Raw genomic sequence first — 23,506 nt, forward strand, 5'->3', positions numbered from 1 at the left:
CTCTGAGATCGACGCTAGTGACCTGAGGCACAGGCCCGGAAATAGTCTCTCTGAATACGAGGTATACGAGTCAGTTGGTCGATGCGGGATCGAGGGCTTCGCTGTGGGCGGTGGAGAGGAGTTGTTCGCGCAGCCAGCGATGTCCGGGATCGGCGTCGTGACGTGAGTGCCAGTAGGCGGATTGGCGCAGCGGCCGGAATTCGATGTCCGGTTCCAGCAGCGTGATTTCGGCGGCGGCCGCGACGCGACGGCCGAGCCGTTCGGGCACGACGGTGACCAGTTGGGTTCGGGCGAGCATGAATGGGAGGAGTGTGAAGTTGGTGACGGTGGCCTCGACCCGTCGTGGGATGCCTGCCTGCTCGAGATCCTCCTCGATGACGCTGTACCCGGCGGGTGGTTCATAGGCCAGATACGGATATTCCGACAGCAGCTCTGCCGTCAGTCGCTCACCGGCGCGTGGATGCTCGGCCCACACGGCTCCGACGAATCTGTCCGACAGCACCGGGGTACTGGAACATTCGATGAGGCGATCTATCCCGGTCAACCGATCGGGCAGGATCGCGAGGTCCACTTCGTCGCGGCGCAGGGCGTTGAGGTATCTCTCGTGTATCGACGTCAAATTCAATCTGATGTCGGGCGCCAGGCTCGCGATCCTGCCCAGTAGCGGCCGGATCAGTACGACGCCGATGTAGTCGCTCGCGCACAGAGTGAACACGCGACGGTTAGATGCCGGGTCGAATTCTGTCGGACGCACGATCGTCTGCTCGATGGTGGCGAGGACATCGCGCACCGGTTCGATCAGCGACTCCGCGCGGGGCGTCAGCCGCATGTGTCTGCCCTGCTTGATCAGCAGCGGGTCGCCGAGAACCTTGCGTAGCCGTGACAAAGCGGTGCTGGTGGCGGGCTGGGTCATGTGTAGCCGTTCGGCGGCACGGGTGACATTCTGCTCGCGCAGCAGCGCGTCGAGAACAACGAGAAGATTCAGGTCGACTTGTCCGAGCTTCATCAGTCACCACCAACCACTCCGACGGCTGTGTCGCCGTCACGCATCTGTGTGAGCCGTCACAGTACCCGACAGTCGGAGGCTTACCGCCGTGCCGAGAGCGGGTATGCGCTGCATTTATGCCTGGCAACCGCGCTGTGTATTTCCGCGGTGATCGGGGTCTCCCTAGCATCGGAACGCGAGATGACAAGGAGGTCGCTATGGGGTCTGCTCCGGGGCAACGCGCCCGAGTACTGGTCACCGACTACACCTGGCCGGATCTCGCGATCGAAACCGATGTGCTCTCCGGTGTCGACGCGGACGTGATCGTCGCCGAGCGCGGCGATACCGATGAGCTCGTTCGGCTCGCCGAGGACGTCGACGCCATCCTCACTTGCTTCGCGAAGGTGCCCGCCGAAGTACTCGACGCGGCACCGCGCTGTCGCACCGTGGCACGCTACGGCGTAGGCGTGGACAACATCGACGTCGCGCACGCGACCCGGCTCGGCATTCTGGTCAGCAACGTGCCGGACTACTGCGCGGAGGAAGTCGCCGACCACACGCTGTTACAGGTTCTCGCTCTGGCGCGCAAGCTGGTTCCACTGACACGGCAACTCGCCGCGGGAGACTGGGACGGCAAATCGGTCGGCACACCGATGCGATTGCGCGGCAAGGTATTCGGCCTGGTCGGCCTCGGCGTGATTGGGCGGGCCCTGGTACCGCGAGCTCGAGCGCTCGGGATGGATGTTGTGGCCCTGTCCCGATCCGGCGCCGTGCCCGTCGGTGTGCGTGTGGCCGGGTCGCTCGCCGAATTGCTCGCTGTGGCCGACATCGTCTCGCTGCACGTTCCCCTCACCGCCGACACGCACCATCTCATCGGCGCTCCCGAGCTGAGCGCGATGAAGTCCACCGCGGTACTGCTCAACACCGCGCGGGGACCGCTGGTCGATACCGGCGCTCTGGTCGACGCACTGGTTGCCGGAGAGATCGCCGGAGCGGGATTGGATGTCACCGACCCGGAACCACTTCCGCCCCACCACCCGTTGCGTACGCGCGACGATGTCGTGCTGACCCCGCACATCGCGTTCTCCTCGGACGGCTCGCTTGCTGAACTGGCTCGTCGCGCCGCCACCAATGTCGCCGATGTGCTGCGCGGACGCCTGCCGGGGGATGTCGTGAATCCCGATGTTCTGTCCAGCTCTGCGCTGCGCGCGGACCTGGAGCCGCGGTCGTGACCGCGGCTGCCACCGACAGCCGGGCGCTGACAGTCCATCTGCTCGAACGCGGACTGATCGACGCCGATGACGAAATCGACATCAGTCCACTGACCGGGGGCGTCTCCAACGATGTCGTCGCAGTGCGGGGGCAACGGTGCGATTTCGTGGTCAAACGCGCTCTCGACCGACTGCGGGTCGAGCAAACCTGGCTCGCCGATCCGGCCCGGCTCGATACCGAAGGCCGGGCATTGCGAGTCGCCGGGAGTGTGATCGCGGATCGGGTGCCACGGGTTCTCGATCTCGACGACGGGTACCTGGTGATCGAGCGGGCCCCGCACCGCTGGCGCATGTGGAAAGAAATGCTGCTCGATGGTGTCGTACACCAGCACATCGCCGAGCAACTGGGTCGCGCTCTGGGGATCTGGCAGCGGGAGACGGCCGGGAACGCCGTCGTCGCCGCCGATTTCGCCGATCGCACCGCGTTCGTGCAACTGCGCCTCGACCCGTTTCACCGTGCTGTTCGCGATCGCCATCCCGATCTCGCGGTCCCGATCGACCGGACCGTCTCGGCGATGGATCAGGCGGCGGTATGTCTTGTGCACGGGGACTACACCCCCAAGAACGTGCTGGTAGACCCGGACGGGGCTGACCTGTGGGTCATCGACTGGGAAGTCGCCCATCTCGGAGATCCGACCTTCGACCCGGCCTGGATTCTCGGGCACCTGCTGCTCAAGACTCTGCATCGCCCCGTGGTGGCACCGGGATACGCGGCCGCGGCTCGAGTTTTTCTGGATGCGCTCACTCGAACACACGATGCCGCGATCGACCTCGATCCGGAACAGCTCATCCGTCAAACCGGCTGCCTGCTGCTGGCAAGGGTCGATGGCAAGAGTCCTGTGGACTACCTCGACGACGCCGCCCGCGACCGTGCCAGGACATGGGCGCGCCGCCTCCTGATGAATCCACCCGTAACCGTCACCGATATCTGGGAGCTCTCTTCATGACCGATACCACCATCACCGGCCTCTTCGCCTGGGAGGCATTGGATTCGCGAGGAAAGCCCACGGTGGGGTGCGAGGTGCGGCTGTCGGGAGGCGCAAAGGGGGAGGCGACGGTGCCCTCGGGCGCTTCGACGGGGCGCCACGAAGCACGCGAACTCCGTGATGGGGGAGTGCGGTACGGCGGCAACGGTGTTCGCGGTGCGGTCGCGAACGTGATGGGCGAGATCGGCGATGCCGTTCGTGGGCTCGACGCCGTCGACCAACCAGCCGTCGACGCCGCTCTGCGCGCCGCCGACGGTTCGGTGGACCTCGGAAGGCTGGGCGCGAACGCTGTTCTCGCTGTTTCGGTGGCGAATGCGCTGGCCGCCGCGGACGCCAGGAGGCTTCCGCTGTATCGAGCGGTAGCAGAGCCGGGCGCCGCGCCCCTGCTACCGTTGCCGATGATCAATGTCATCTCCGGTGGCGCCCATGCCGGACGCTCGATCGACGTGCAGGACTTTCTCGCCGTCCCGCTGGGCGCGACATCGTTTGCCGAGGCCGTGGAGTGGTCTGCGCGCGTGCGGGCGGGGACCGCCGATGTTCTCGCCGATCGCGGGCACAACGTGGCCCTGGTCGCGGACGAGGGCGGGCTCGGTCCTCGGCTGCCGAGCAACCGTGCGGCATTGGATGTGCTGATCGAGGGCATCGTCCGTGCTGGACTGCGCCCGGGCGACGATATCGGAATCGCCATCGACGTCGCAGCGACACAGTTCCACCAGTCCGACGGCCGCTACCGACTGGCCGCCGAGCAGCGCGAACTGGACTCGGTCGAACTGGTCGCGGAACTCGTAGGCTGGTGTGCGCACTATCCGATCGTCTCTGTGGAAGACGCACTCGCCGAGGATGACTGGGACGGATGGCGCCACGCGACCGAGCATCTCTCCGGCAGGCAACTTCTCGGTGACGATCTGTTCGTCACCGACCAGCGACGCCTGCGCCGCGGCATCACCGAAGGCGTCGCCAACGCGGTTCTGGTCAAGCCGAACCAGACCGGCACCCTCGATGACGCCCGTGGCGTCGTTCGTCAGGCACACGCCGCCGGCTATGCCACCGTGCTGTCGGCTCGGTCCGGGGAGAGCGAGGACAGCTGGCTGGCCGACCTGGCCATCGGTTGGCGCACCGGGCAGATCAAGGTCGGCTCGACGACCCGCTCCGAACGCACGGCCAAGTGGAACCGGATACTGCGGATCGAGGCCGAGCTGGGCGCCGGGGCCGAGTACCTCGGCGCGGCAGCTTTGGCTTTCAGCGGTATCGGGTAGAGCCTGGCTCGGCCGACCCCGTGCCGACCATGGTGCGGCTGTTCGCCGGACGGTGAGTGCGACATATTTCGGAACGGCGATGGCCCGATCGTCTGCGCCTAGAGTGCTGCGAGTCCCGCTTCGGCCACGGTCTGGTCCTGCTCACCGGAGCCGCCGCTGACGCCGAGGCCGCCGACGACGACTCCGTCGCGGGTGAGGGTACGCCGCCGGCGAAGATGGTGACGCGTCCGGCGTTGGCGGCGTGGATTCCGTAGAACTGTTGTGTCGGTTGGGAATTGTCGCCGAGGTCTTTGGTCTGGATGTCGAAGGCGCGGGAGGTCCACGCCTTGTTGTCAGTGAGAACACGGTGAAATTCCACATCTCGAATATCTTCCGCAAGCTCGGGGTGGGCTCCCGAGCCGAGGCCGCCGCATGGCTGCTCGAAGCGAGGGTGCCGTTGACATCGGGTTTTCCACCGCGGCATCTGTGACGTTCGGCTGACGTGGATGATCACGCGACGGCGTGCCCACCGAGCGCCTCGACCTGTGGGTGACATCGGGACCGACCGGGTTGCTGAGCGGCGGTCGGTGCCGGACGCTACCCGTGGGGCGCGGGTAGCTGTCGTGCGACGTGCCGGATCAATGTGCGCAGGAAACGGTGCTCGGGCTCGTCGGTGAACAGTGGATGCCACCACATCGCCTGGGTCAGTTGTCCGAGATCGACGGGGCAGGGGTAGGCGTGGAGTCCCTCGTGCATGCCCGGGATGTCGAGCATGCGCCGGGGGATGAGTGCTATCCGGCTACTGCCTGTCACGAGGCTGGGAACGGTCAGGAAGCTTTCGGTGATCACTTGCCCGTGCGGTTCGATGCCGAGCATTCGCAGTCGCCGCGCGGCCGGTGTCGACGCGGTTTGGCTGTGGTAGACCAGGACCCACGGCCGGTCACGAAGGTCGTCGATGGTGAGTTCGTGCGGGGCGTGTTCGCGATCGGTGACCACGACCCAGTCGTCGTGGAAGATCGTCTCGTTCGGCAGATCGGTGACGAATCCGTGGGGGACGAGCAGCACATCGTGGGCGGTGAGCGTGTGCTCGGCGCGCGCGACCAGGTCGGGAATCGACGGTAGCCAGCGCAACCGGGCGTGCGGGGCCCGAATGCCGAGCAGTTCGGTGAGTGGTCGTCCCAGCAGTGCGGTGGTGTAGTCGCTGGTGACGATCGAGTACTCGCGGGCGGTGTCGGTAGCTTCGAAGGTGCCCCGGGCCGCGAAGACTCTTTCGACACCGGTCAACGCGATCCTGGCGCGTTGGCGAAGGTCGACACCGAACGGGGTGAGTTGATACCGGTTGCCGACACGATGCAGTATCTCGTCGTCGAAGTGTCGTCGTAGCCTGGCGAGGGCCGCCGAGACCGCGGGCTGTGTGACCCCGAGGTGTTCGGCCGCGCGGGTGACGCTCTGATGGTGGACCACCGCGTCCAGCGTGACCAAGAGGTTCAGATCGAGGTTTGCCAGCGCGCGGTCGGACGGTCCACGCCTCACCTCGGCACCGTCACTCGAACCTTGAGCCATAAATGGAGCTTATACCCGGCATACCCGAATTCGACTTCCCTGATAGTGGCGCAGGTCCCAGAGTGGAGTAGGTCACCAGTCGCCCGCGCCGCGGGCTTGCTCAGGGAAGTGATTCGATGCACCCTCTCTCTGTTCGGTCCGTCCTTGTCATCGGTGGCGGTCTCGCCGGTTCGGCTGCCGCGATCTTCCTGGCTCGTGCGGGCGTGCGGGTGGATCTCGTCGAGACCAACGGCCGTGGTCACACGGTCGGTTCCGGTATCACATTGCAAGGCAACGCTCTTCGTGTACTTCGTGACCTCGGAGTCTGGGAACGAGCGGCCGCGCGCAGCTGGGGTTTCGACACCATCGGCATTCGCGCCACCGACGAGGCCGGGACACTTCTCGCGGAAATACCCGACAACCGCACCGGCGGCCCCGATCTGCCCGCCGCGGTGGGCATGCAACGCCCGGTACTCACGGCCATACTGCACGACGCGGCGGAGACCGCGGGTGCGAATCTTCGCTTCGGGACACAGGTCGACAGTCTGGGCGACGGCACCGACGAGGTCGAAGTCACTTTCGGTGACGGTTCTCGAACGCGCTACGACGTGGTGATCGGCGCCGATGGCCTCCGGTCGGCCACGCGCCGGGCACTCGGCTTCGACAGCGAACCGCGGCCGGTCGCGGCTGACCGACCCCGACGCGATCAATTACACCTGGTTCGAACAGCACGTGATCGACGGGCCGTGGAACCGGGGCCGCGTCGTGCTGATCGGCGACGCGGCGCACGTGTGCCCGCCCACCCTCGCCCAGGGCGGGGCCCAAGCGCTGGAGGACGCCGCGGTGCTCAGCGAACTGCTCACCACCGAACCGGTCGATGAACAGTTGTGGCAGCGGTTCACCGAACGCAGGCTCCCACGCGCGAAGGCCGTCGTGGAGGCGTCGGTGCAACTGGGGCGCTGGATGCTCGACCACGATCCCGACGCCGACGTCCCAGGTTTGATGGGCCGCATCGCCGCCCTCGTCACCAACCCGACCTGACCCTTCCAGCAGTGGAGTTCCCATGACCGGATATGCCCTGACCCACCTTCGGCACGTCGCGCTGGCGGTGCCCGACTTCGACAAACAGCTCGACTTCTACACCCACCGGTGGGGCCTGTCGGTCGCCGCGACCGACGGCGACGTCACGTACCTGGCGGCCGAGGGTTCGCCGGAGCAGTACGTCGTCCGCATCCGCCGCAGTAGCGACAAGCGCCTGGATCTGGTCGCGTTCGGCGCCGCTGATCCCGCCGCGGTCGACGCCCTCGCCGAGAAGCTCGGGCGCGGGGGAGCACGGTTGATCGGTGAGCCCGACCGGCTGCACACGCCGGGTGGCGGGTATGGCTTCCGATTCTTCGACAACGATGGCCGCACGATCGAGATCTCCACCGAGGTCGAGGCGCGCTCGCACCGAAAGATCGAAGAAGGCGAGTCGATTCCGGTGAAGCTGTCCCACGTGGTCGTCAACTCTGCCGATCCGGAGTCCACCGTCGCCTTCTACGAGAAGTATTTCGGCTTCCGGACCTCCGACATCCTGATGCATCCCCGCATGGGGAACATGATGTGGTTCCTGCGCACCAACGACTGGCACCACTCCATGGCCGTCGCGCGAGGCCCGCATCCCGCACTGCACCACGCCTCCTTCGAACTGCGCGGCATCGATGAATACATGCGCGGTACAGGCCGGATGTTGCGGACCGGGGTGGAGAAGATCTGGGGTCCCGGCAGGCACAAGGCGGGCGACAACACCTTCTCCTACTTCCTCGACCCCAACGGCAACACGATGGAATACACCACCGCACTCGAAGTGGTCGACGAGGACAGCTGGCATCCGCACATCTACGACTTCACCCGACCGGAGGTCGCCGACCAATGGGGCACCGCCAACGCGATGGACGAATTCGTCGCGGCGAAGTCGTTCAACGATCCCGACAAGGGACTGTTCGTCGCACCGCCGGTGTGAGTTCCGACCGTCCTATCAGAAAGGCTCGCAATGCGATTCGCCACCATCCGTTTCGGTGGATCGGCCCGTGCCGCCGTCGTCGCCGATGACCGTGTACACCTGTTCCCGGACGGCACAACGGTGCTGGATCTGGTCCGCAGCGGGCTCGAGGCGGCGCTCGAAGCCGGACACCGTGTCCTTGCCGATGCATCACCGCTACCGACCGATCGGGTCGTTTTCGAGGCTCCGCTTCGTCCGCCGACGATCCGGGACTTCGTCACCTTCGAAGAACACGTCGAGGGCGTACGCGCGGCCGTGCAGGATCGCGGTGGCGTTCCCGAATCCTGGTACGTCGCACCGCATTTCTACTTCACCAACCCTTACGCCGTGAACGGGCCGGGCGCGGTGGTGTCGGCACCGCAAGGATGTCGGGAACTGGATTTCGAACTCGAGGTCGCGGCGGTGGTGGGAGCGGCCGGTCGTGACCTGAGCGTCGAGCAGGCCGCCGAACACCTGTTCGGGTACACGATTCTCAACGATTGGTCGGCTCGCGACCTGCAACGCGTCGAGATGCAGGTGGGCCTGGGCCCGGCCAAGGGCAAGGACTTCGCCAACACGCTGGGCCCGGTGCTGGTGACCGCCGACGAGTTGGCGCCGCGACTGGATTCCGACGGGTTCCTGCCACTGCTGTGCACCGCACATGTCAACGGTGTCGAGGTGGGCCGCGACGTGCTCTCCAACATGGGGTGGACCTTCCCGGCGATACTGGCCTACGCCTCCCGCGACACCGTGATCGCGCCGGGCGATGTGCTCGGATCAGGCACTGTGGGCAACGGTGGTTGCCTGGCCGAACTCTGGGGTCGTCGAGGCCGCCTGGATCCGCCGCCGCTACGTGCGGGTGACACGGTGAGCCTGACCGTCGACGGTATCGGCACCCTCACCAACACGGTGGGCGCACCCGCGCCGCAGGCATTGGCCCTGCCCGGTGCTCGGCGTCGGGATCGCGCCCGGCACCGTGCCGAGACTGCGGCGACTCGATGACCGGCCTACCTCCGACAGTTGTTGTGACCGGCGCGGCGGGTGGAATCGGCGCCGCGATCGTGGCGCGACTCACCGCCGACTACCACGTCGTCGCGCTCGATCACGCCGCCGGACCCGGCGTGCAGACCTTCGATGTCACCGAAGGCGAGAATTGGAAGCGATTGGCCGCGTCCCTACCGAGTCCAGTACACGGCCTGGTCAACTGCGCGGGTGTGACCCGACGCGCGCGGCTGCCCGAGGTGACGGTCGCGGATATGACCGACACCTACGCGGTGAACGTGCTCGCACCCCTACTCGCCATCCAGGCCCTCGCCCCACGGATGCGGCCGGGCTCCTCGATCGTGAACATCGGTTCGATCGCCGCGCTCACCGGCCACTACCCGGTGGCCTACACCGCCAGCAAGTGGGCGGTGCGGGGACTCACCCACACCGCGGCATTGGCGCTGGGAGAACAGGGAATTCGAGTGAACATCGTGCACCCCGGCTTCATCGACACCCCGATGACCGCGGGAGCTCCCGCCGCGTTCCGATCGGCATCGATCGGCGAGACCGCGCTCGGCCGTGCCGGTGCCGCCGAAGAGGTCGCGGCGACCGTGCGGTTCCTGCTCGGCGCTGATTCCGGCTACATCACCGGCAGCGAACTCACCGTGGACGGCGGGGCGACCTCCCACGGCGGTGTCAAATCGATCTCCGATGCGCTGCGGACAGCGCCCACCCCGACATGAAACCGAGGACCGATATGGCCGACACCGAAAAGCTCAGGGCAACAGATGAATTGGACCGCGCCGATCCGGAGGGGGCGATCGCCGAGGCGGCTCGTCGCTGCTCGAACTGGGGACGTTGGGGCGACGACGATGTGTACGGCACGCTGAACTTTCTCGACGACGCCGCGCGGGTCCGCGCCGGCGCGCTGATCCGACAGGGTCGCAGTTTCAGCCTGTCGCAGCGCTTCGACATGGACGGCCCGCAGAAGGGCTGGCGTCGGCGCACCAATCCTGTCCACACGATGCTGGACACCGGCACCGATGCCGAGGCCGGCATCCAGGGTTTCCCGCACGGTATCGGTGGAGCGGACGATGTGGTCGCCATGCCGCTACAGTGCTCCACCCAGTGGGACGGGCTGGGCCATATCTTCGACCACGGCCGCGCCTGGAACGGTCGCCGCGCCGGGGAAGTGGTGACTTCGGCCGGTGACGCGGTGACCGGCATCGAAACCGTCGCCGATCGGATCGTCGGCCGCGGGGTCCTACTCGATGTCGGACGCGCTATCGGCGTGGACGCGGAATTGCCGGACGGGTTCGCCATCACCGCCGACCATCTCGAGGAAACGATTCGGGCGCAAGGCGCGACCGCCACCGTCGGGCGCGGCGACATCGTCTGCGTGCGCACCGGACAACTCGCGCGCACCCGACGCGAAGGATGGAACGACTACGCGGGCGGCCCCGCGCCCGGTTTGTCGTTCACCACCGCGGATTGGCTGCACCGCAGCGAGATCGCCGCCATCGCCACCGATACGTGGGGTTTCGAGGTACGCCCCAACGAATTCGACAACGCCTTCCAGCCACTGCATCAGGTGGTGATACCCAACATGGGCCTGTTCGTCGGAGAAATGTGGGATCTGGACGCGCTGGCCGAGCACTGTGCCGTCGACGGCGTCTACGAGTTCTTCCTTACCGCCGCGCCTCTGCCTGTCACCGGGGCGGTCGGCGCGCCGGTCAACCCGATCGCGGTCAAGTGAGCCCGGCATCGCGGAGCGCAGGCCGCCTTGCCGGGAAGGTCGCGGTGATCACCGGCACCGGAAGCGGCCAGGGGAGGGAAGCGGCACTGCGCTTCGCCACCGAAGGCGCGCTCGTACACGGCTGCGATCTCGACGCCGAGGCGGCCGCGGCCACTGTGGACCTGGTCGCGGCGACGGGCGCGACGATGCGCAGCTCCCGCCCGCTCGACCTCACCGATGATGCGGCGGTGCGCGAATGGATCGACGGCATCGGTGCCGCGCACGGACGCATCGATGTCCTGTACGCCAACGCGGGGCTTGCCACGTTCGCGCCGATCCCCGATATCACCCCCGGGGATTGGCGATACATTCGTGCGAACTGCATCAGCCCCGGCATGATCCGCACGTCGCAATCGGAGGCCACGCTCCTTGCCGCCGATCATCCGATGCGCGAGATCGCCTCGGCGATTCCGCTGGGGCGCTTGGGTATTCCCGCCGATGTCGTCAACTGCGCGGTCTTCCTCGCATCCGACGAAGCCGGCTACATCACCGGCGCGAATCTGGTGGTCGACGGTGGCTGGTCGGCCGTTCTCCCCTCCTGTTGAATCACGACGAATAAAGGACGATTTCCGTGTTCGAATATTTCCCCGGTAACTACGTCTGGAACCTCAGTGTCGTCGCGGCACTGAACAGTGGCGGCTACATCGATGAGGTGGATCGGGCCTGCCGACCGATCCGCGAGGCCGCGAACCGTGGCGAGGACGCGGGCACCGACGAATTCCTGGCCTCGTGGACCGCCGTCGTCGACGCCCTCGTCATCGCCGCCGACACCGACCGCGACGCCGGACACACCGACTCCGCCGGCCACGCCTACGCCCGCGCCGCGAACTATCTCATCCACGCCGAGCGGATGCAGAGCCCCCACACCCCGGACCGCAACGCGATCTATCGTCGCGTGCTCGATCTGGTGCAGCGCTGCTTCGATCTCGTCGATCCGCAGACCAGCAGAGTCGCGATCCCGTTCCGCGATACCACCCTGCCCGCCTACTTCACCCGTCCCGACATCGACGGACCGGTGCCGTGCATGATCATGTGGAACGGGCTGGACAGCACCAAGGAACACATGTACCTGTCCGGGTTCGCGAAGAAGCTGGCCCACCGCGGCATCGCCACCTTGATGGTCGACTGCCCGGGCAGCGGGGAGGCTCTGCGGCTGCAGGGGTTGACCGCGCAGATCGACACCGAGGAATGGGCGGCGGCCTGCGTGGACCACCTCGAGACAGTCGCGGGCATCGCCGTCGATCGTCTCGGCTTGGTCGGCTGGTCGCTGGGCGGCTACTACGTGCCACGCGCGGCGGCCTTCGAGAAACGGCTCGCGTTGTGCGTGGCGTGGGGCGCCAACCACGACTGGGGCAAGGTGCAGCGCCGCCGCGTCGAGCGCGAGGGCGAACGCCCGGTGCCGCACTACTGGAACCACGTCATGTGGGTGTGGGGAGAAACGGATCTCGACACCTTCCTCGCGCATGCCGACGGTGTCACCCTCGACGGAATCGTCGAGCAGATCACCGTCCCATTTCTCATCGCACACGGGGAGAACGACCGTCAGATTCCGCTGGAATATGCCCGTCGCTCCTACGAACAGGCCATCGCCAGCCCGAAACGCCGACTGCGGGTCTTCACCGCCCGCGAGGGCGGCGCCGAACACATCGGTCTCGACAATCTGCCCGTGGTCAGTACCTTCATCGCAGATTGGATCAGCGACACCTTCGCCGAACTTCCCGTCTGCTCGCCGCGCGCTGTCCTCGCGCGCTGACCGGATTCGGGCCGGTCACCGCGGGCACGGGGGCGCTACCGTCGCGCTCGGGACCGGGCGGGTCCGTCGACCGGATACAGGAGGTAACTCCTGATCATCTGCGACAGTCGTCGGACGTAGGTGTCGTCATCTATGGGTGGGCCGAGGAAGGCCCGGCCATAGGTTGTACGCATCACCAGAGACGAGAAGATCATGTCGAACGACATCCGTATCGCCGCCTCCGGATCGGGGTGCGCGATGTCGTCGCGTGCTTGGATCAGCACCGCGGTGACGGCCTCTCCCAACGCTCGGGTATTGATACTGCCGCGTCGATAGATCTCGGGGTGCACGCCTCCTATGAGAATCACCGAGCGCAGGAACGCGGCGTGGGATGTGAACATCTGTGCAATCGCGGCGACAGTCCCGTGGATCAGTTGCTCGGTGTCGCATTCCTGCCAGCGTTCGACGCTCAACAGAGTGTCCTGGCTGCGGAGGAGGCCGCTCAGGCCGTGTTCGTAGACCGCGAGGAACAACCCTTCCTTGGTGTTGACCCGCTCGTAGATGGCGCGGGGGGCAACGTCGGCACGCTCGCATACGGCCGCGATCGTGAACGCGTCATAGCCGCCTTCTTCTATGACGGCGACCCCCGCGTCCAGGATTCGCGCCCACGACTCTCGGCTCCTCTGTTGTTTGGGCAATCGGATGGCCAGATCGCTATCGGGCGAGACCGCGTCTGAGGGAGATGTCGTCACGACAACATTCTTCCTTCTTCGGTCCGCTCATCTCGTCAGGAGGGTCTTGACAAATCGTGACGTGAAGCACATGATCGATAAACCGTAGTGATAACTACGATTCTAGCTTTCTTCGTGGCCGGCTGTGGCGCACCTCGCCCACCAGGACCGAAGGGTCCGCATCCTAGGAGGACTCGCATGCTCATCGTGATCGGTCGTGCGCAAGCCGCGCCGGGGCGGCGCGACCAGCTCGTCGTCGCCGCCAAGGCTGTCGCCGCCGCATCCCTCGGTGACGACGGTTGCGAATCGTATGGCTTCTACGCGGACCTGAACGACGACCGCACGATCGTCAGCGTCGAGATATGGCGCGACCGCAGTGCGCTCGACGCCCACATGGCACATGAGCACACTCGGCAGTTCCTTGCTGTCGCACCGGATCTCGTCGCGGACGAACCGGTGCTGACAGTGCATGAAGTGTCTTGAATGTCGCGCCCGGCCGATTCCACTGATCCGTGGGCGTCCGGCCGGTCGCCCACGGATACCGTCCAATCCACTCTCCACGAAAGTCTTGGTTTCCCATGAGCAAATCTGGCGCGACGCGGGGCCGGGTCGCAGTAGTCGGTGCGGGCCCGGCGGGCATGGCCACTGCCCTCTCCGTGCATCAGGCCGGTCACGATGTCGTCCTGCTCGAGCGCTACAAACGGGCACGCGCCGCGGGCAATATTCTCAACCTGTGGCCGCCGCCCATCAAGGCACTCGGGCTGCTCGGCGTCGATATCGATGACCTCGGCGCGCCGTGCTATTCCGAGTTCCGCAACGCCGTCGGACGGCGCCGGGTGAAGATCGATCTGTCGGAGGACGTCATCCGCGAATACGGCGGTGGCTTCATCGGACTCCTCCGGCCCGAGTTGTACGAACGGCTCCTCGCGGCGCTACCGCCCGGGGTGCTTCAGGTCGATCGAGGGGTGGCGAGCCTCGAGCAGGACGAGGCGGGTGTCCGCTTGCATTTGGCAGACGGCTCCGTGGAGGAAGCCGATGTGGTGATCGGCGCGGACGGCATCGATTCGCTCGTGCGTCGCACGTTGTGGGGTGAGTCGCCCAAACGTGAACACAATCTGCACGTCTTCGGCGGCTTCACCTTCGCTGATGACATCGACGCTCAGCCCGGTCTCTGCATCGTCTCGCACAGCCGTGCGGTACAGGGATCGTGGACAGCGATCCGGAACAAGGGTCGAAACGGCTATCAGTGGTGGGTGCTCGAGGCGCACGACGGCAAAGAGGAGTTCGTCGGGGATTTGCACACCAGGGCGACGACATTGGGTTCCGAATTCGCCTTCCCGCTTCCGCAGTTGATCGCGGCGACCAAACCCTCCGATGTGCAGCGTTGGGTCATTCGAGATCGTAAACCGCTCGCACAATGGTCCAAGGGGCGCGCCACCCTGGTCGGAGACGCGGCGCATCCGACTTCTCCGTACGCGGCCTACGGAGCCGGCATGGCCACCGAGGACGGCTATTTCCTCGGCCGCCGCCTCGCCGGGGTCGATCTCTCGGACTACCGGGCTGTTCGCCAGGCGCTGGATGCGTTCGAGACTCCTCGCAAACCCCACACCGCGCGTCAGGTGCAACAGGCCTACACCCTCGGCCAGATGTTCCATCACGCACCGCGTCCGCTGCGGCCGGTGCGGGATCTGATCCTGGACCGAACGCCATTCCTGCAGAAGGTAGTCGGCGAGTCCAGCCCCGTGGAGATCCTCAAGCAGATCGAGATCATCGATCGAACCGAACTCGACTTCCGCTCGGTCGTCGGCTGACGGCACGTTCCGTTGCGACGACCAGATCAAGGAGCTTCAGATGTCAGATCAAGCACCTGCGGTGCGAGTGACTGCCGAGTCCACGCTGCGGATCACGGCCAAGGAGTTCGTCTCCGACGGTGTCGTCGCGTTGACGCTGCGCCATCCGGACGGTCGTCGGCTTCCCGATTGGTCGCCGGGCGCGCACATCGATCTGATGTTGACGACAGGCATCACGCGGCAGTATTCGCTGTGCGGGGATCGTTGGGATCCGTACAGCTACCGGGTCGGCGTGCTTCGTGAGCCTTCAGGGCGAGGTGGTTCGGCCTTCGTGCACGACACGCTGACGGTCGGTGATGTGGTGGGAGTGGGTGGCCCGCGAAACAACTTCGCTCTGGTGCCCGCGTCGAAGTATCTGTTCATCGCTGGAGGCATCGGGATCACCCCGATGATCCCGATGCTCGCCCAGGCCGAATCGATGGGTATCGAGTGGCAGCTCCTCTACGGCGGCCGCACTCGTGGTTCGATGGCGTTCCTCGATGAGCTCGCCCCGTACGGCGACCGGGTGGTCGTCGCACCGATGGACGAATGTGGTCTCCTGGATCTGCCGACGTGGCTCGACGCGGCGGCGACCACCGCCGCGAGGGTCTATGCGTGCGGTCCGGGCTCGCTGCTGGCTGCCGTCGAATCACGTTGTGCGCAATGGCCTGTCGGAAAACTTCGCACGGAACGCTTCGTGCCCGAGGAGCGCGCCGCGCCGGTGCGCGACGAGGCTTTCGAAGTCGAGCTCGCCCGGAGCGGATTGAGGGTGAGGGTCGATCCGGAGGTGAGTGTTCTCGATGCCGTACAACGTGCGGGTGTGAACGTGCTGTCCTCGTGCCGTGAGGGCACCTGCGGCACCTGCGAGACGACAGTATTGGCCGGTACCCCGGACCATCGCGACTCCCTCCTCGACGACGACGAGCGCTCGGCCGGTGACTGCATGTTCATCTGCGTGTCCCGGTCGTGCTCGGACACACTCGTACTCGATCTCTGATATGACCCCCCGCGAAGGCAATACGATGACGACATTCGTCTCCAGCACCGATGTACCCGTCAGCAACGCCGACCCGTTCGGTCCGGATATCCTCGATAACCCGCTGCCGTTCCAATCGGAGCTGCGCGACGTCGGGCCCGTGGTATACCTCGACCGTTACGACGTCTTCGCCATGGGCAGGTACGAACAGGTGCACGCGGCACTGACCGACTGGCAAGGATTCCAATCCGCAGCGGGTGTGGGATTGACCAACTACCTCTACGAAAAACCTTGGCGACCACCGAGTTTACTGCTAGAGACCGACCCGCCCCATCACGACGCCCCCCGCGCGGTGCTCAGTAAGATCCTCGGACCTCGTGCGCTCTCGAGACTTCTGGTCTCATGGCTGGCCGACGCCGAGGACCTCGTCGACAGCGTTCTCGAGGCTGGAACAGAGTTCGACGCCGTCACCGAGCTCGCCGAGGCGTTTCCCTTGCGCGTATTCCCGGACGCGGTAGGGATTCCGGACGAAGGACGGGACAAGCTGTTGCCCTACGGTGACCACCTGTTCAACACATTCGGCCCGGCGAACTCCCTTGTGGAGAAGGGCGCTCCCCGCATCGCCGAGATAGCGGGCTGGGTCGACGCGCAATGTGCCAGGAATATGCTCTCCGACGATGGCTTCGGCGCGCAGATATGGGCTGCCGCCGACCGTGGTGATATCACCTACGAACAGGCTCCGCTCGTTGTTCGTTCGCTTCTGTCCGCCGGAGTCGACACCACTGTCAATGGTCTTGCCGCGCTTCTCCACGGACTCGCTCGGTACCCGGAGCAATGGGCTCGGCTGCGGGCGGCCCCGGAGACGCTGGCTCGCACGGCGTTCGACGAGGCAGTCCGATGGGAGTCGCCGGTTCAGACGTTCTTCCGCACCGCCACCCGCGATATGCGGGTCGGAGGGGCGACGATTCCGCAGGGTCGAAAGATCCTTATGTTCCTCGGCGCCGCGAACCGGGATCCACGCCGCTGGGAGAATCCGGATGATTTCGATCTGGCCAGGAATCCTTCCGGACATGTCGGCTATGGAATGGGTATCCACCAATGCGTCGGCCAACACGTCGCACGCCTCGAGTCCGAAGCATTGCTGAGGGCACTGGCGGCTCGCGTGGAGTCGATCGAGCTCGCGGGCACCGCGAAGAGGCGCCTCAACAACACCCTTCGCTCGTGGGAATCGATTCCCGTCGAGATCAGGCCGCGCTGATTCGATGGCCGACTGTGGTGGCTGTCGCCTTCGCGGTTGCGTCGCGACCGGCCCCGATCGGAAAGGATGGTTCGATGTACCGCACTGTGACCGTTGATCGGCTCCCCACCGCAGGTGATGTGCACCTGCGGATCTGGCTGGCCGACGTTGTCTTCGACTACGCGGCCGCCGCAGAGGCGGTGTACAACCTGATTCGCGATTGGCGTCAAAAGCATTGGTACACAATCGAATTAATCGAAGATACCGTCGAGAACTGCCTATTGCTCCCGCGTCTGCCGTGCGAACGATTGTTCGTCGGACAGGAAGAACGGCGAACGCGAGGAACGATTCGATGAGCGGTATCGCGGTGAACTGTGTTGTGGACGGTCCGGATGACGGGGAACCCGTGGTCTTGAGTGGTTCGTTGGGTAGCGACGTGCGCATGTGGGAGCCGCAGGTCGCCGATCTGGTCGCTGCCGGGTATCGGGTCGTGCGTTACGACCACCGTGGCCACGGTCGATCCCCGGTACCTCGAGGTCCGTACATGCTGGCTGAACTCGGTGAAGATGCTCTGGCGCTGTTGGATCGGCTCGGAATTCAGCGAGCGCACTTCGTCGGTCTGTCGCTCGGCGGGATGGTCGGCATGTGGCTCGGCGAGAACGCGCGGCACCGACTTCGGACGCTGACACTGTGCTGCACCTCGGCCGACCTCGGTCCGGCCAGCGGTTGGTCGGAGCGGGCGCGGAGGGTACGAGTCGAAGGCACAGGCGCCGTTGCGCGAGCGGTGGTGGAACGCTGGTTCACGCCACAGTGGCGGGTAGCGAATCCCGACCGCGTCCCATTTTACGAAGCCATGGTCGCAGCGACGCCTCCGGAGGGGTACGCGTCGTGCTGTCAGGCGATCGAAACAATGGATATAGCGGGCAGCCTGTCCTCGATCACTGCGGCGACCCTCGTCATCGCCGGTGAGCAGGATCCGGCCACGCCATCCGAGCACGCTCATTCGATCGCGGCTGCGATTCCGTCATCACGTATCGAAAGCGTTTCTCCTGGCGCGCATTTGAGCAATGCGGAATCGCCGCAGGCGGTGAACGACTTGATTCTGGGGCACCTCGCGGCGAACCGCTGACAGTCGACCGGGCAAGTGGTCCGCCGAACTCGTCCTTTGCCTCCGACGCCCTGCCGGGCACGACGGAGTTCACAGGTCCCGCACCCGCAACGACCGCGAAATGCCTTGGGCGGCAACCATGAGGGCGGTGGACAACCGGGGGCGGTCGCGTTTGAGGTCGGGTACGACGATTCCGAGCGCGGCGACGACCTCGCCATCGGGTGCGCCCTGTCGGATGGGGACCGCGACCGAGCAGGCGCCCAGGGTCATTTCCTCGACGGTCGTCGCGTATCCGTCACGCCGTATACGGGCCAACTGGTCGGAGAGCTGCCTGGGTTGGGTGATCGTGTACGGGGTTATGCGGGTGAGCGAGGACAGGACAGAAGTCCGCACTTCCGGCGCAGAATGCGCCAGCAGGACTTTGCCGACCCCGGTAGCGTGCAGGGGGAGGCGACTGCCGACTTTGCTCACCACCGGCACCGATGTGTGGCCGGAGAGCCGGTCGAGGTACAGCACCTCTTGGCCTTCGCGCACTGCTAGATGGACCGTCGCCAGGGTGGCCCCGTACAGATCGTGCAGGAACGGTGAGGCCACCTGGCGCAGTCCTGTCTGGACCGGCGCCAGAAGACCGAGGTCCCAGATCATGCGCCCGATCGCGTATGTGCCACCCGAGGATCGCGTCAGCGCGCCGCCGTCGACCAATTCGTTGACCTGGCGGTAGGCGGTGGAGAGCGGTAGATCGGCCCGCTCGGCGAGTTCGGTGAGGGTGAGGGCCCGATGCTGCTCATCGAAGGCGCCCAGCACAGCCAGCACGCGGGAGATCACGCTCTCCCCTTGTCGCGCAGTGCCACCGGCCACAGCACTCCTCGCCGTTTTCTCACTGAGTGGAAGTTCAGCATAGACCTCAGCGGTATCGACACCCTAGCGTCACGCGCATGAGTGCCCCACCGGCCGTACCCACCGCCCCGTTGTCTTCTCAGGCGGAGATCACCGCGGAGATCGCCCGCGCCCACTCGTCGATCGACCGTGATCGTGGTCGACCGCTGTTGGATTTTCCGGCGTATCGCAGTTCGCTGTCGCGGCATCCGACCGGTGGCTTGCGGCCTGTGGATCCGGAAGGGGCCGAACTTGTCGCGCCGGTGTTCGGACACAGCGATGTCGACCCGCTCGAGGCTGATCTGACGATCCAGAACGGGGGTGATCCGATAGGCGAGCGCATCCGTGTCGAGGGCCGGGTTCTCGATGGAGACGGGCGTCCGGTGCGTCACCAGTTGGTGGAGATCTGGCAGGCGAACGCGGCGGGTCGCTATATCCACAAACGTGATCAGCACCCGGCTCCGATCGATCCGAGTTTCACCGGTGTCGGACGGTGCCTGACCGATGCGGAAGGGCGCTATTCGTTCGTCACGATCAAGCCGGGGCCCTACCCGTGGCGCAATCACCGCAACGCATGGCGACCAGCGCATATCCATTTCTCGCTGTTCGGTACCGAATTCACCCAGCGGCTGATCACGCAGATGTACTTTCCCCAGGACCCACTCTTCGCATTGGATCCGATCTATCAATCCATCGCCGATCCCGCGGCGCGCGCACGTCTGGTCGCCACCTACGACCACGAGATCTCCGAGCACGAATGGCTGCTGGGCTACCGCTGGGACATCGTACTGACCGGCAGTCGGAACACTCCGGTGGAGAGGGTGGAGCACCATGGCTGAGCTCTCGCCGACACCGGGCCAGACTATCGGACCGTTCTATGGATACGCGCTGCCGTTCGACCGTGACAACGAACTCGTGCCGCCCGCTCATCCCGACGCGATCCGGTTGTACGGCACCGTGTTCGACGGAAACGGGCAGCCGGTGCCCGATGCGCTGATCGAAATCCGACAGGCAGGGCGGGATGGACGGATTCCGCTCGTGGACGGGTCATTGCGACGCGATGGTCTCGCCTTCACCGGTTGGGGCCGCGCCGCGGTGAACGCGGCCGGGGAGTACTCGTTCACGACCGTGCTTCCCGGCCTGACCGAGGCGCGGAAAGCGCCGTTCTTCTCGATCGTGATCTTCGCGCGCGGACTGCTGGACCGACTGTTCACCCGCGCGTATCTGCCGGACCATGAAGCGGTCCTCGCGTCCGACCCGCTGCTGGCACGACTGGTGCCCGACGAGCGAAAACGACTGGTCGCCGAGCGAACCGGTGAGAACGCCTTGCGTTTCGACATCCATCTACAGGGCGAGCGGGAAAGTGTCTTCTTACACTTTCCCGAACCCGGAGCGACGACATGAACCTGCTCGCACCCGGAAGTCACCGGGCCGTGGGTATCGCCGACGATCAGGCCTTGCTGGGCGCGATGCTGAGGGTGGAGACGGCCTGGCTGTACGCCTTGGTCGAGGTCGGCGTGGCGACATCGGTGCAGGCCGACGCTGTCGGCTCGGCGGCCGAAGGGTGGTGTGTCGATCTCGGGTCCTTGATCGTGGATTCCGAGGCGGCGGGAAACCCCGTGGTGGCACTCGTGACCGGACTGCGGTCGGCCATCGAGGACACCGGCGCGGCCGCGCTGGTGCATCGAGGTCTGACCAGTCAGGATGTGCTGGACACAGCACTGGTCCTGATCGCGCGAGACGCGCTGAACCAAGTGTACGGGGACCTGCACGCGACGGCGCGCGCGCTGGCAGGACTGGCCTGTCTGCACCGCAACACAGTGATGCCGGGCCGGACACTGGGACGCTACGCCGTCCCGATCACCGTCGGTTTGAAAGCGGCGCAGTGGCTTTCGGCGGTACTCGATGCCCTCGAGTTGGTGGAGAGAAGTCGCGATCGACTCCCTGCCCAGTGCGGCGGTGCGGCGGGAACCCTCGCCCTGGTCGGAGAACTGACCGAACAGCCGCTGGCCGCGGCCGCGGCATTCGCGCGCGTCCTGGGATTGGCCGATCGGGGGGTCCCGTGGCACACGACCCGGACGCCGATCACCGGCATCGGGCACGCGTGTGTCACCACGTGTGACGCGCTGGGGGTCCTCGCCGCCGATCTTCTGTTGCTCTCACGCCCCGAGGTGGGGGAGTTGCACGAAGCGCGGGTGGCGGGTCGAGGCGGTTCGTCGACGATGCCACACAAACAGAACCCGATCCTTGCCGTGCTGGTGCGTAGTGCGGCGTTGCGGGCGCCGCAACTCGGCGCCCAACTGCATCTGGCCGCCGCCGAGGCGGTGGACGAAAGACCCGACGGAGCATGGCATTCGGAATGGAGCGCGCTGCGCGATCTGCTGGAGTTGACCGTGACCGCCGCCTCACAGGCAGTCGAGCTCGTCACCGGACTCGAGGTCGACACCGATACCATCGCCCGCCACGTCGCCGAGAACGCCGATGACCTGCTGGCCGAACGCGGACCGGGCGGCGGCGACCCCGCCACCTACATCGGCTCCGCGCACGTATTCGTCGATCGCGTCCTCGACCGCTTCGCCGCGGCAGCCGACAAGGAGCACCTAGTGACCGACCCCTACGACACCGGAATGAGTATCCGCCGCCAGGTACTCGGTGACGCCCACGTCGACCGCGCCGAAGCCGCGAAAAGCCCGTTCACCCAAGACTTTCAATCCCTGATCACCCGTTACGCGTGGGGCGAGATCTGGGCGCGCCCCGGTCTGGATCGCCGCACCCGCAGCGCGATCACCCTGACCGCTCTGCTCGCCAACGGTCACTGGAGCGAGTTCGAAATGCATGTGCGAGCCGCGCGCCGCAACGGGATGAGCGCCGAGGAGATCGCCGAGGTCATCCTGCAGAGCGCGATCTACCTCGGCGTTCCCGTCGCCAACCACGGATTCGCCCTCGCCGCACAGGTGCTCGCCGAACCGACCGATTCGACAACATGAAGGAAGAAACCATGGCCGGACGCATCCCCATCAGGACGAGGATCGGTATCGTCGGCGCGGGCCCCGCCGGACTGATGCTCTCGCATCTGCTGGCGTCGGCCGGAGTCGAGTCGGTCGCGATCGATACGCGCAGTCGACAGCAGATCGAGACCACTCAGCGCGCGGGGATTCTCGAACGCGACAGCGTCCGCCTGCTGGTCGACTCCGGTGTCTCGGACCGAGTGCTGCGCGAGGGGCACGAACACACCGGCATCTCGTTGCGCTTCTCCGGTATCGATCACCGCATCGACTTCCAGGAATTGATCGGCGCGTCGACTTGGCTGTACCCCCAGACCGAAGTCTTCACCGACCTGGCCGACGCCCGAGCACGCGATGGTGGTGACATACGATTCGGAGTTCGCCACACGGAAATTCTCGGCATCGACGATGCCCGGCCGCGCGTGCGCTTCACCGACGCCGACGACATCGCCTACGAACTGCGGTGCGACTATCTGGTCGGCGCCGACGGCTCGCGCGGACTCAGCCGCAACCAGGTCCCACCCGCACACCGCCACCAGTACTTCCGGGAATACCCCTTCGCGTGGTTCGGCATCCTGGCCCAAGCCCCCCCGAGCGCAAACGAACTCGTCTACGCGCACTCCGATCGCGGTTTCGCCCTGATCAGTCAACGCACCGAATCGGTGCAGCGCATGTATTTCCAATGTGCGGCACAAGAAGACGTCGATGACTGGTCCGACGACCGCATCTGGTCGGAGTTGCAGGCCAGAGTAGCGGGAGAAGACGGATTCGTCCTGAAGCAAGGGCCGATCATCGAGAAGACGGTTCTACCGTTCCGCAGCTTCGTCCAGGAACCGATGCGTTGCGGCACCATGGTGCTGGCCGGAGACGCCGCGCACACCGTGCCGCCCACAGGCGCGAAGGGTCTCAACCTGGCACTGGCCGACGCGCGGGTCCTGGCCGAGGTACTCGAACGCGCGATACGGAACAACGATTCGAGCGTCCTCGACGACTACACAACACGCGCCCTCGAACGCGTCTGGAAAGCCCAGCACTTCTCCTACTGGATGACCACCATGCTGCACCGACACCCCGACAGCAGCGACTTCGACGCCCGACGACAACTGGGAGAGCTGCACTCGGTGATCTCGTCCGAGGCGGGGTCACGCTATCTTGCCGAGGCATATACGGGCTGGCCGTCGACCTGAGCGCCAT

At 65.8% G+C, this 23,506-nt stretch carries 25 protein-coding genes and 3 pseudogenes; 22 read left to right on the plus strand and 6 right to left on the minus strand.

Features of this window, described 5'->3' with window-relative positions; all coding sequences use genetic code 11:
- Nucleotides 1–70: 70 nt before the first annotated feature.
- Nucleotides 71–1,006, minus strand: coding sequence for a LysR family transcriptional regulator (locus tag OG225_RS07815; protein WP_405181053.1), 936 nt, complete (start codon nucleotides 1,004–1,006; stop codon nucleotides 71–73).
- Between the two features lie 197 nt (nucleotides 1,007–1,203).
- Between OG225_RS07815 and OG225_RS07820 the strand changes: the two genes are divergently transcribed.
- The 3 genes from OG225_RS07820 to eno are packed head-to-tail and all read left to right on the plus strand — an operon-like array spanning nucleotide 1,204 to nucleotide 4,498.
- A complete protein-coding gene (locus tag OG225_RS07820; protein ID WP_405181054.1) occupies nucleotides 1,204–2,217 on the plus strand; it encodes a C-terminal binding protein in 1,014 nt (337 codons plus the stop codon).
- Entirely contained in the window at nucleotides 2,214–3,203 is a 990-nt protein-coding gene (locus OG225_RS07825) for a phosphotransferase family protein (protein WP_405181055.1), read from the plus strand. The genes OG225_RS07820 and OG225_RS07825 overlap by 4 nt, the downstream gene beginning before the upstream one ends.
- A complete protein-coding gene (gene eno / locus OG225_RS07830) occupies nucleotides 3,200–4,498 on the plus strand; it encodes a phosphopyruvate hydratase (RefSeq protein WP_405181056.1) in 1,299 nt (432 codons plus the stop codon). The genes OG225_RS07825 and eno overlap by 4 nt, the downstream gene beginning before the upstream one ends.
- A gap of 98 nt (nucleotides 4,499–4,596) precedes the next feature.
- Here eno and OG225_RS07835 read toward each other — a convergent pair.
- Together OG225_RS07835 and OG225_RS07840 are read right to left on the minus strand one after the other, a co-directional pair.
- A pseudogene (locus OG225_RS07835) lies at nucleotides 4,597–4,650 on the minus strand (hypothetical protein); the annotation flags it as partial.
- Between the two features lie 104 nt (nucleotides 4,651–4,754).
- Nucleotides 4,755–4,856: pseudogene (locus OG225_RS07840) on the minus strand (hypothetical protein); the annotation flags it as partial.
- On the opposite strand from OG225_RS07840, the gene OG225_RS07845 reads away from it, so the two are divergent.
- A complete protein-coding gene (locus OG225_RS07845) occupies nucleotides 4,845–4,967 on the plus strand; it encodes a LuxR C-terminal-related transcriptional regulator (RefSeq protein ID WP_405181057.1) in 123 nt (40 codons plus the stop codon). The pseudogene OG225_RS07840 and the gene OG225_RS07845 sit on opposite strands and share 12 nt — an antisense overlap.
- 107 nt (nucleotides 4,968–5,074) lie before the next feature.
- Here OG225_RS07845 and OG225_RS07850 read toward each other — a convergent pair whose 3' ends face one another.
- Nucleotides 5,075–6,010 (minus strand): LysR family transcriptional regulator, encoded by a 936-nt coding sequence (locus OG225_RS07850; RefSeq protein ID WP_405181058.1) that lies wholly within the window; start codon nucleotides 6,008–6,010, stop codon nucleotides 5,075–5,077.
- A gap of 146 nt (nucleotides 6,011–6,156) precedes the next feature.
- Here OG225_RS07850 and OG225_RS07855 point away from each other — a divergent pair.
- The 8 genes and pseudogenes from OG225_RS07855 to OG225_RS07890 form a co-directional block, all read left to right on the plus strand.
- Nucleotides 6,157–6,627, plus strand: a pseudogene (locus OG225_RS07855) (FAD-dependent monooxygenase); the annotation flags it as partial.
- 124 nt (nucleotides 6,628–6,751) lie between these two features.
- Nucleotides 6,752–7,060 (plus strand): FAD-dependent monooxygenase, encoded by a 309-nt coding sequence (locus OG225_RS07860; protein WP_405181059.1) that lies wholly within the window; start codon nucleotides 6,752–6,754, stop codon nucleotides 7,058–7,060.
- A gap of 22 nt (nucleotides 7,061–7,082) precedes the next feature.
- Complete coding sequence (locus tag OG225_RS07865; RefSeq protein WP_405181060.1) at nucleotides 7,083–8,021, plus strand: VOC family protein; 939 nt, start codon at nucleotides 7,083–7,085, stop codon at nucleotides 8,019–8,021.
- Between the two features lie 30 nt (nucleotides 8,022–8,051).
- Complete coding sequence (locus tag OG225_RS07870; protein ID WP_405181061.1) at nucleotides 8,052–9,041, plus strand: fumarylacetoacetate hydrolase family protein; 990 nt, start codon at nucleotides 8,052–8,054, stop codon at nucleotides 9,039–9,041.
- Nucleotides 9,038–9,766 carry an SDR family NAD(P)-dependent oxidoreductase gene (locus OG225_RS07875; RefSeq protein WP_405181062.1) on the plus strand — a complete coding sequence of 243 codons (729 nt, stop codon included), beginning with the start codon at nucleotides 9,038–9,040 and terminating at the stop codon, nucleotides 9,764–9,766. The genes OG225_RS07870 and OG225_RS07875 overlap by 4 nt, the downstream gene beginning before the upstream one ends.
- Before the next feature lie 14 nt (nucleotides 9,767–9,780).
- A complete protein-coding gene (locus OG225_RS07880; protein ID WP_405181063.1) occupies nucleotides 9,781–10,779 on the plus strand; it encodes a cyclase family protein in 999 nt (332 codons plus the stop codon).
- A gap of 44 nt (nucleotides 10,780–10,823) precedes the next feature.
- The gene (locus OG225_RS07885) at nucleotides 10,824–11,363 is read left to right on the plus strand and encodes an SDR family NAD(P)-dependent oxidoreductase (RefSeq protein WP_405181064.1); all 540 of its coding nucleotides are present in this window, start codon (nucleotides 10,824–10,826) and stop codon (nucleotides 11,361–11,363) included.
- A gap of 26 nt (nucleotides 11,364–11,389) precedes the next feature.
- The gene (locus OG225_RS07890; protein ID WP_405181065.1) at nucleotides 11,390–12,571 is read left to right on the plus strand and encodes an alpha/beta hydrolase family protein; all 1,182 of its coding nucleotides are present in this window, start codon (nucleotides 11,390–11,392) and stop codon (nucleotides 12,569–12,571) included.
- A gap of 35 nt (nucleotides 12,572–12,606) precedes the next feature.
- On the opposite strand, the gene OG225_RS07895 is transcribed toward OG225_RS07890, so the two are convergent.
- Nucleotides 12,607–13,302 carry a TetR/AcrR family transcriptional regulator gene (locus tag OG225_RS07895; protein WP_405181066.1) on the minus strand — a complete coding sequence of 232 codons (696 nt, stop codon included), beginning with the start codon at nucleotides 13,300–13,302 and terminating at the stop codon, nucleotides 12,607–12,609.
- A 177-nt stretch (nucleotides 13,303–13,479) separates the two neighbouring features.
- Here OG225_RS07895 and OG225_RS07900 point away from each other — a divergent pair, with 177 nt between their 5' ends.
- The 6 genes from OG225_RS07900 to pcaD all read left to right on the plus strand — a co-directional run bounded on the left by OG225_RS07900 (nucleotide 13,480) and on the right by pcaD (nucleotide 18,452).
- Nucleotides 13,480–13,764: a putative quinol monooxygenase gene (locus OG225_RS07900; RefSeq protein ID WP_405181067.1), complete on the plus strand. Its 285-nt coding sequence runs from the start codon at nucleotides 13,480–13,482 to the stop codon at nucleotides 13,762–13,764.
- A gap of 95 nt (nucleotides 13,765–13,859) precedes the next feature.
- The gene (locus tag OG225_RS07905; protein WP_405181068.1) at nucleotides 13,860–15,092 is read left to right on the plus strand and encodes an FAD-dependent oxidoreductase; all 1,233 of its coding nucleotides are present in this window, start codon (nucleotides 13,860–13,862) and stop codon (nucleotides 15,090–15,092) included.
- Nucleotides 15,093–15,132: 40 nt separating this feature from the next.
- Complete coding sequence (locus tag OG225_RS07910) at nucleotides 15,133–16,107, plus strand: PDR/VanB family oxidoreductase (protein WP_405181069.1); 975 nt, start codon at nucleotides 15,133–15,135, stop codon at nucleotides 16,105–16,107.
- A gap of 25 nt (nucleotides 16,108–16,132) precedes the next feature.
- Complete coding sequence (locus OG225_RS07915) at nucleotides 16,133–17,344, plus strand: cytochrome P450 (protein WP_405181070.1); 1,212 nt, start codon at nucleotides 16,133–16,135, stop codon at nucleotides 17,342–17,344.
- Nucleotides 17,308–17,679: a hypothetical protein gene (locus OG225_RS07920; RefSeq protein WP_405183533.1), complete on the plus strand. Its 372-nt coding sequence runs from the start codon at nucleotides 17,308–17,310 to the stop codon at nucleotides 17,677–17,679. The genes OG225_RS07915 and OG225_RS07920 overlap by 37 nt, the downstream gene beginning before the upstream one ends.
- Nucleotides 17,676–18,452, plus strand: a complete 777-nt coding sequence (pcaD, locus tag OG225_RS07925; RefSeq protein ID WP_405183215.1) for a 3-oxoadipate enol-lactonase — start codon at nucleotides 17,676–17,678, stop codon at nucleotides 18,450–18,452. The genes OG225_RS07920 and pcaD overlap by 4 nt, the downstream gene beginning before the upstream one ends.
- Nucleotides 18,453–18,521: 69 nt before the next feature.
- On the opposite strand, the gene OG225_RS07930 is transcribed toward pcaD, so the two are convergent.
- A complete protein-coding gene (locus OG225_RS07930; protein WP_405181071.1) occupies nucleotides 18,522–19,289 on the minus strand; it encodes an IclR family transcriptional regulator in 768 nt (255 codons plus the stop codon).
- 77 nt (nucleotides 19,290–19,366) lie between these two features.
- Here OG225_RS07930 and pcaH point away from each other — a divergent pair, with 77 nt between their 5' ends.
- The 4 genes from pcaH to OG225_RS07950 are packed head-to-tail and all read left to right on the plus strand — an operon-like array spanning nucleotide 19,367 to nucleotide 23,499.
- On the plus strand, nucleotides 19,367–20,146 hold the full coding sequence (gene pcaH, locus OG225_RS07935) for a protocatechuate 3,4-dioxygenase subunit beta (protein WP_405181072.1): 780 nt from the start codon (nucleotides 19,367–19,369) through the stop codon (nucleotides 20,144–20,146).
- Entirely contained in the window at nucleotides 20,139–20,711 is a 573-nt protein-coding gene (pcaG, locus tag OG225_RS07940) for a protocatechuate 3,4-dioxygenase subunit alpha (RefSeq protein ID WP_405181073.1), read from the plus strand. The genes pcaH and pcaG overlap by 8 nt, the downstream gene beginning before the upstream one ends.
- Nucleotides 20,708–22,294 carry a 4-carboxymuconolactone decarboxylase gene (gene pcaC / locus OG225_RS07945; protein ID WP_405181074.1) on the plus strand — a complete coding sequence of 529 codons (1,587 nt, stop codon included), beginning with the start codon at nucleotides 20,708–20,710 and terminating at the stop codon, nucleotides 22,292–22,294. Before pcaG ends, pcaC begins: the two co-directional genes overlap by 4 nt.
- Before the next feature lie 11 nt (nucleotides 22,295–22,305).
- On the plus strand, nucleotides 22,306–23,499 hold the full coding sequence (locus tag OG225_RS07950; protein ID WP_405181075.1) for a 4-hydroxybenzoate 3-monooxygenase: 1,194 nt from the start codon (nucleotides 22,306–22,308) through the stop codon (nucleotides 23,497–23,499).
- The last annotated feature ends 7 nt before the right edge of the window (nucleotides 23,500–23,506 follow it).

The sequence above is a fragment of the Nocardia sp. NBC_01377 genome (assembly GCF_045040005.1).
Taxonomy (GTDB): Bacteria; Actinomycetota; Actinomycetes; order Mycobacteriales; family Mycobacteriaceae; genus Nocardia; species Nocardia noduli.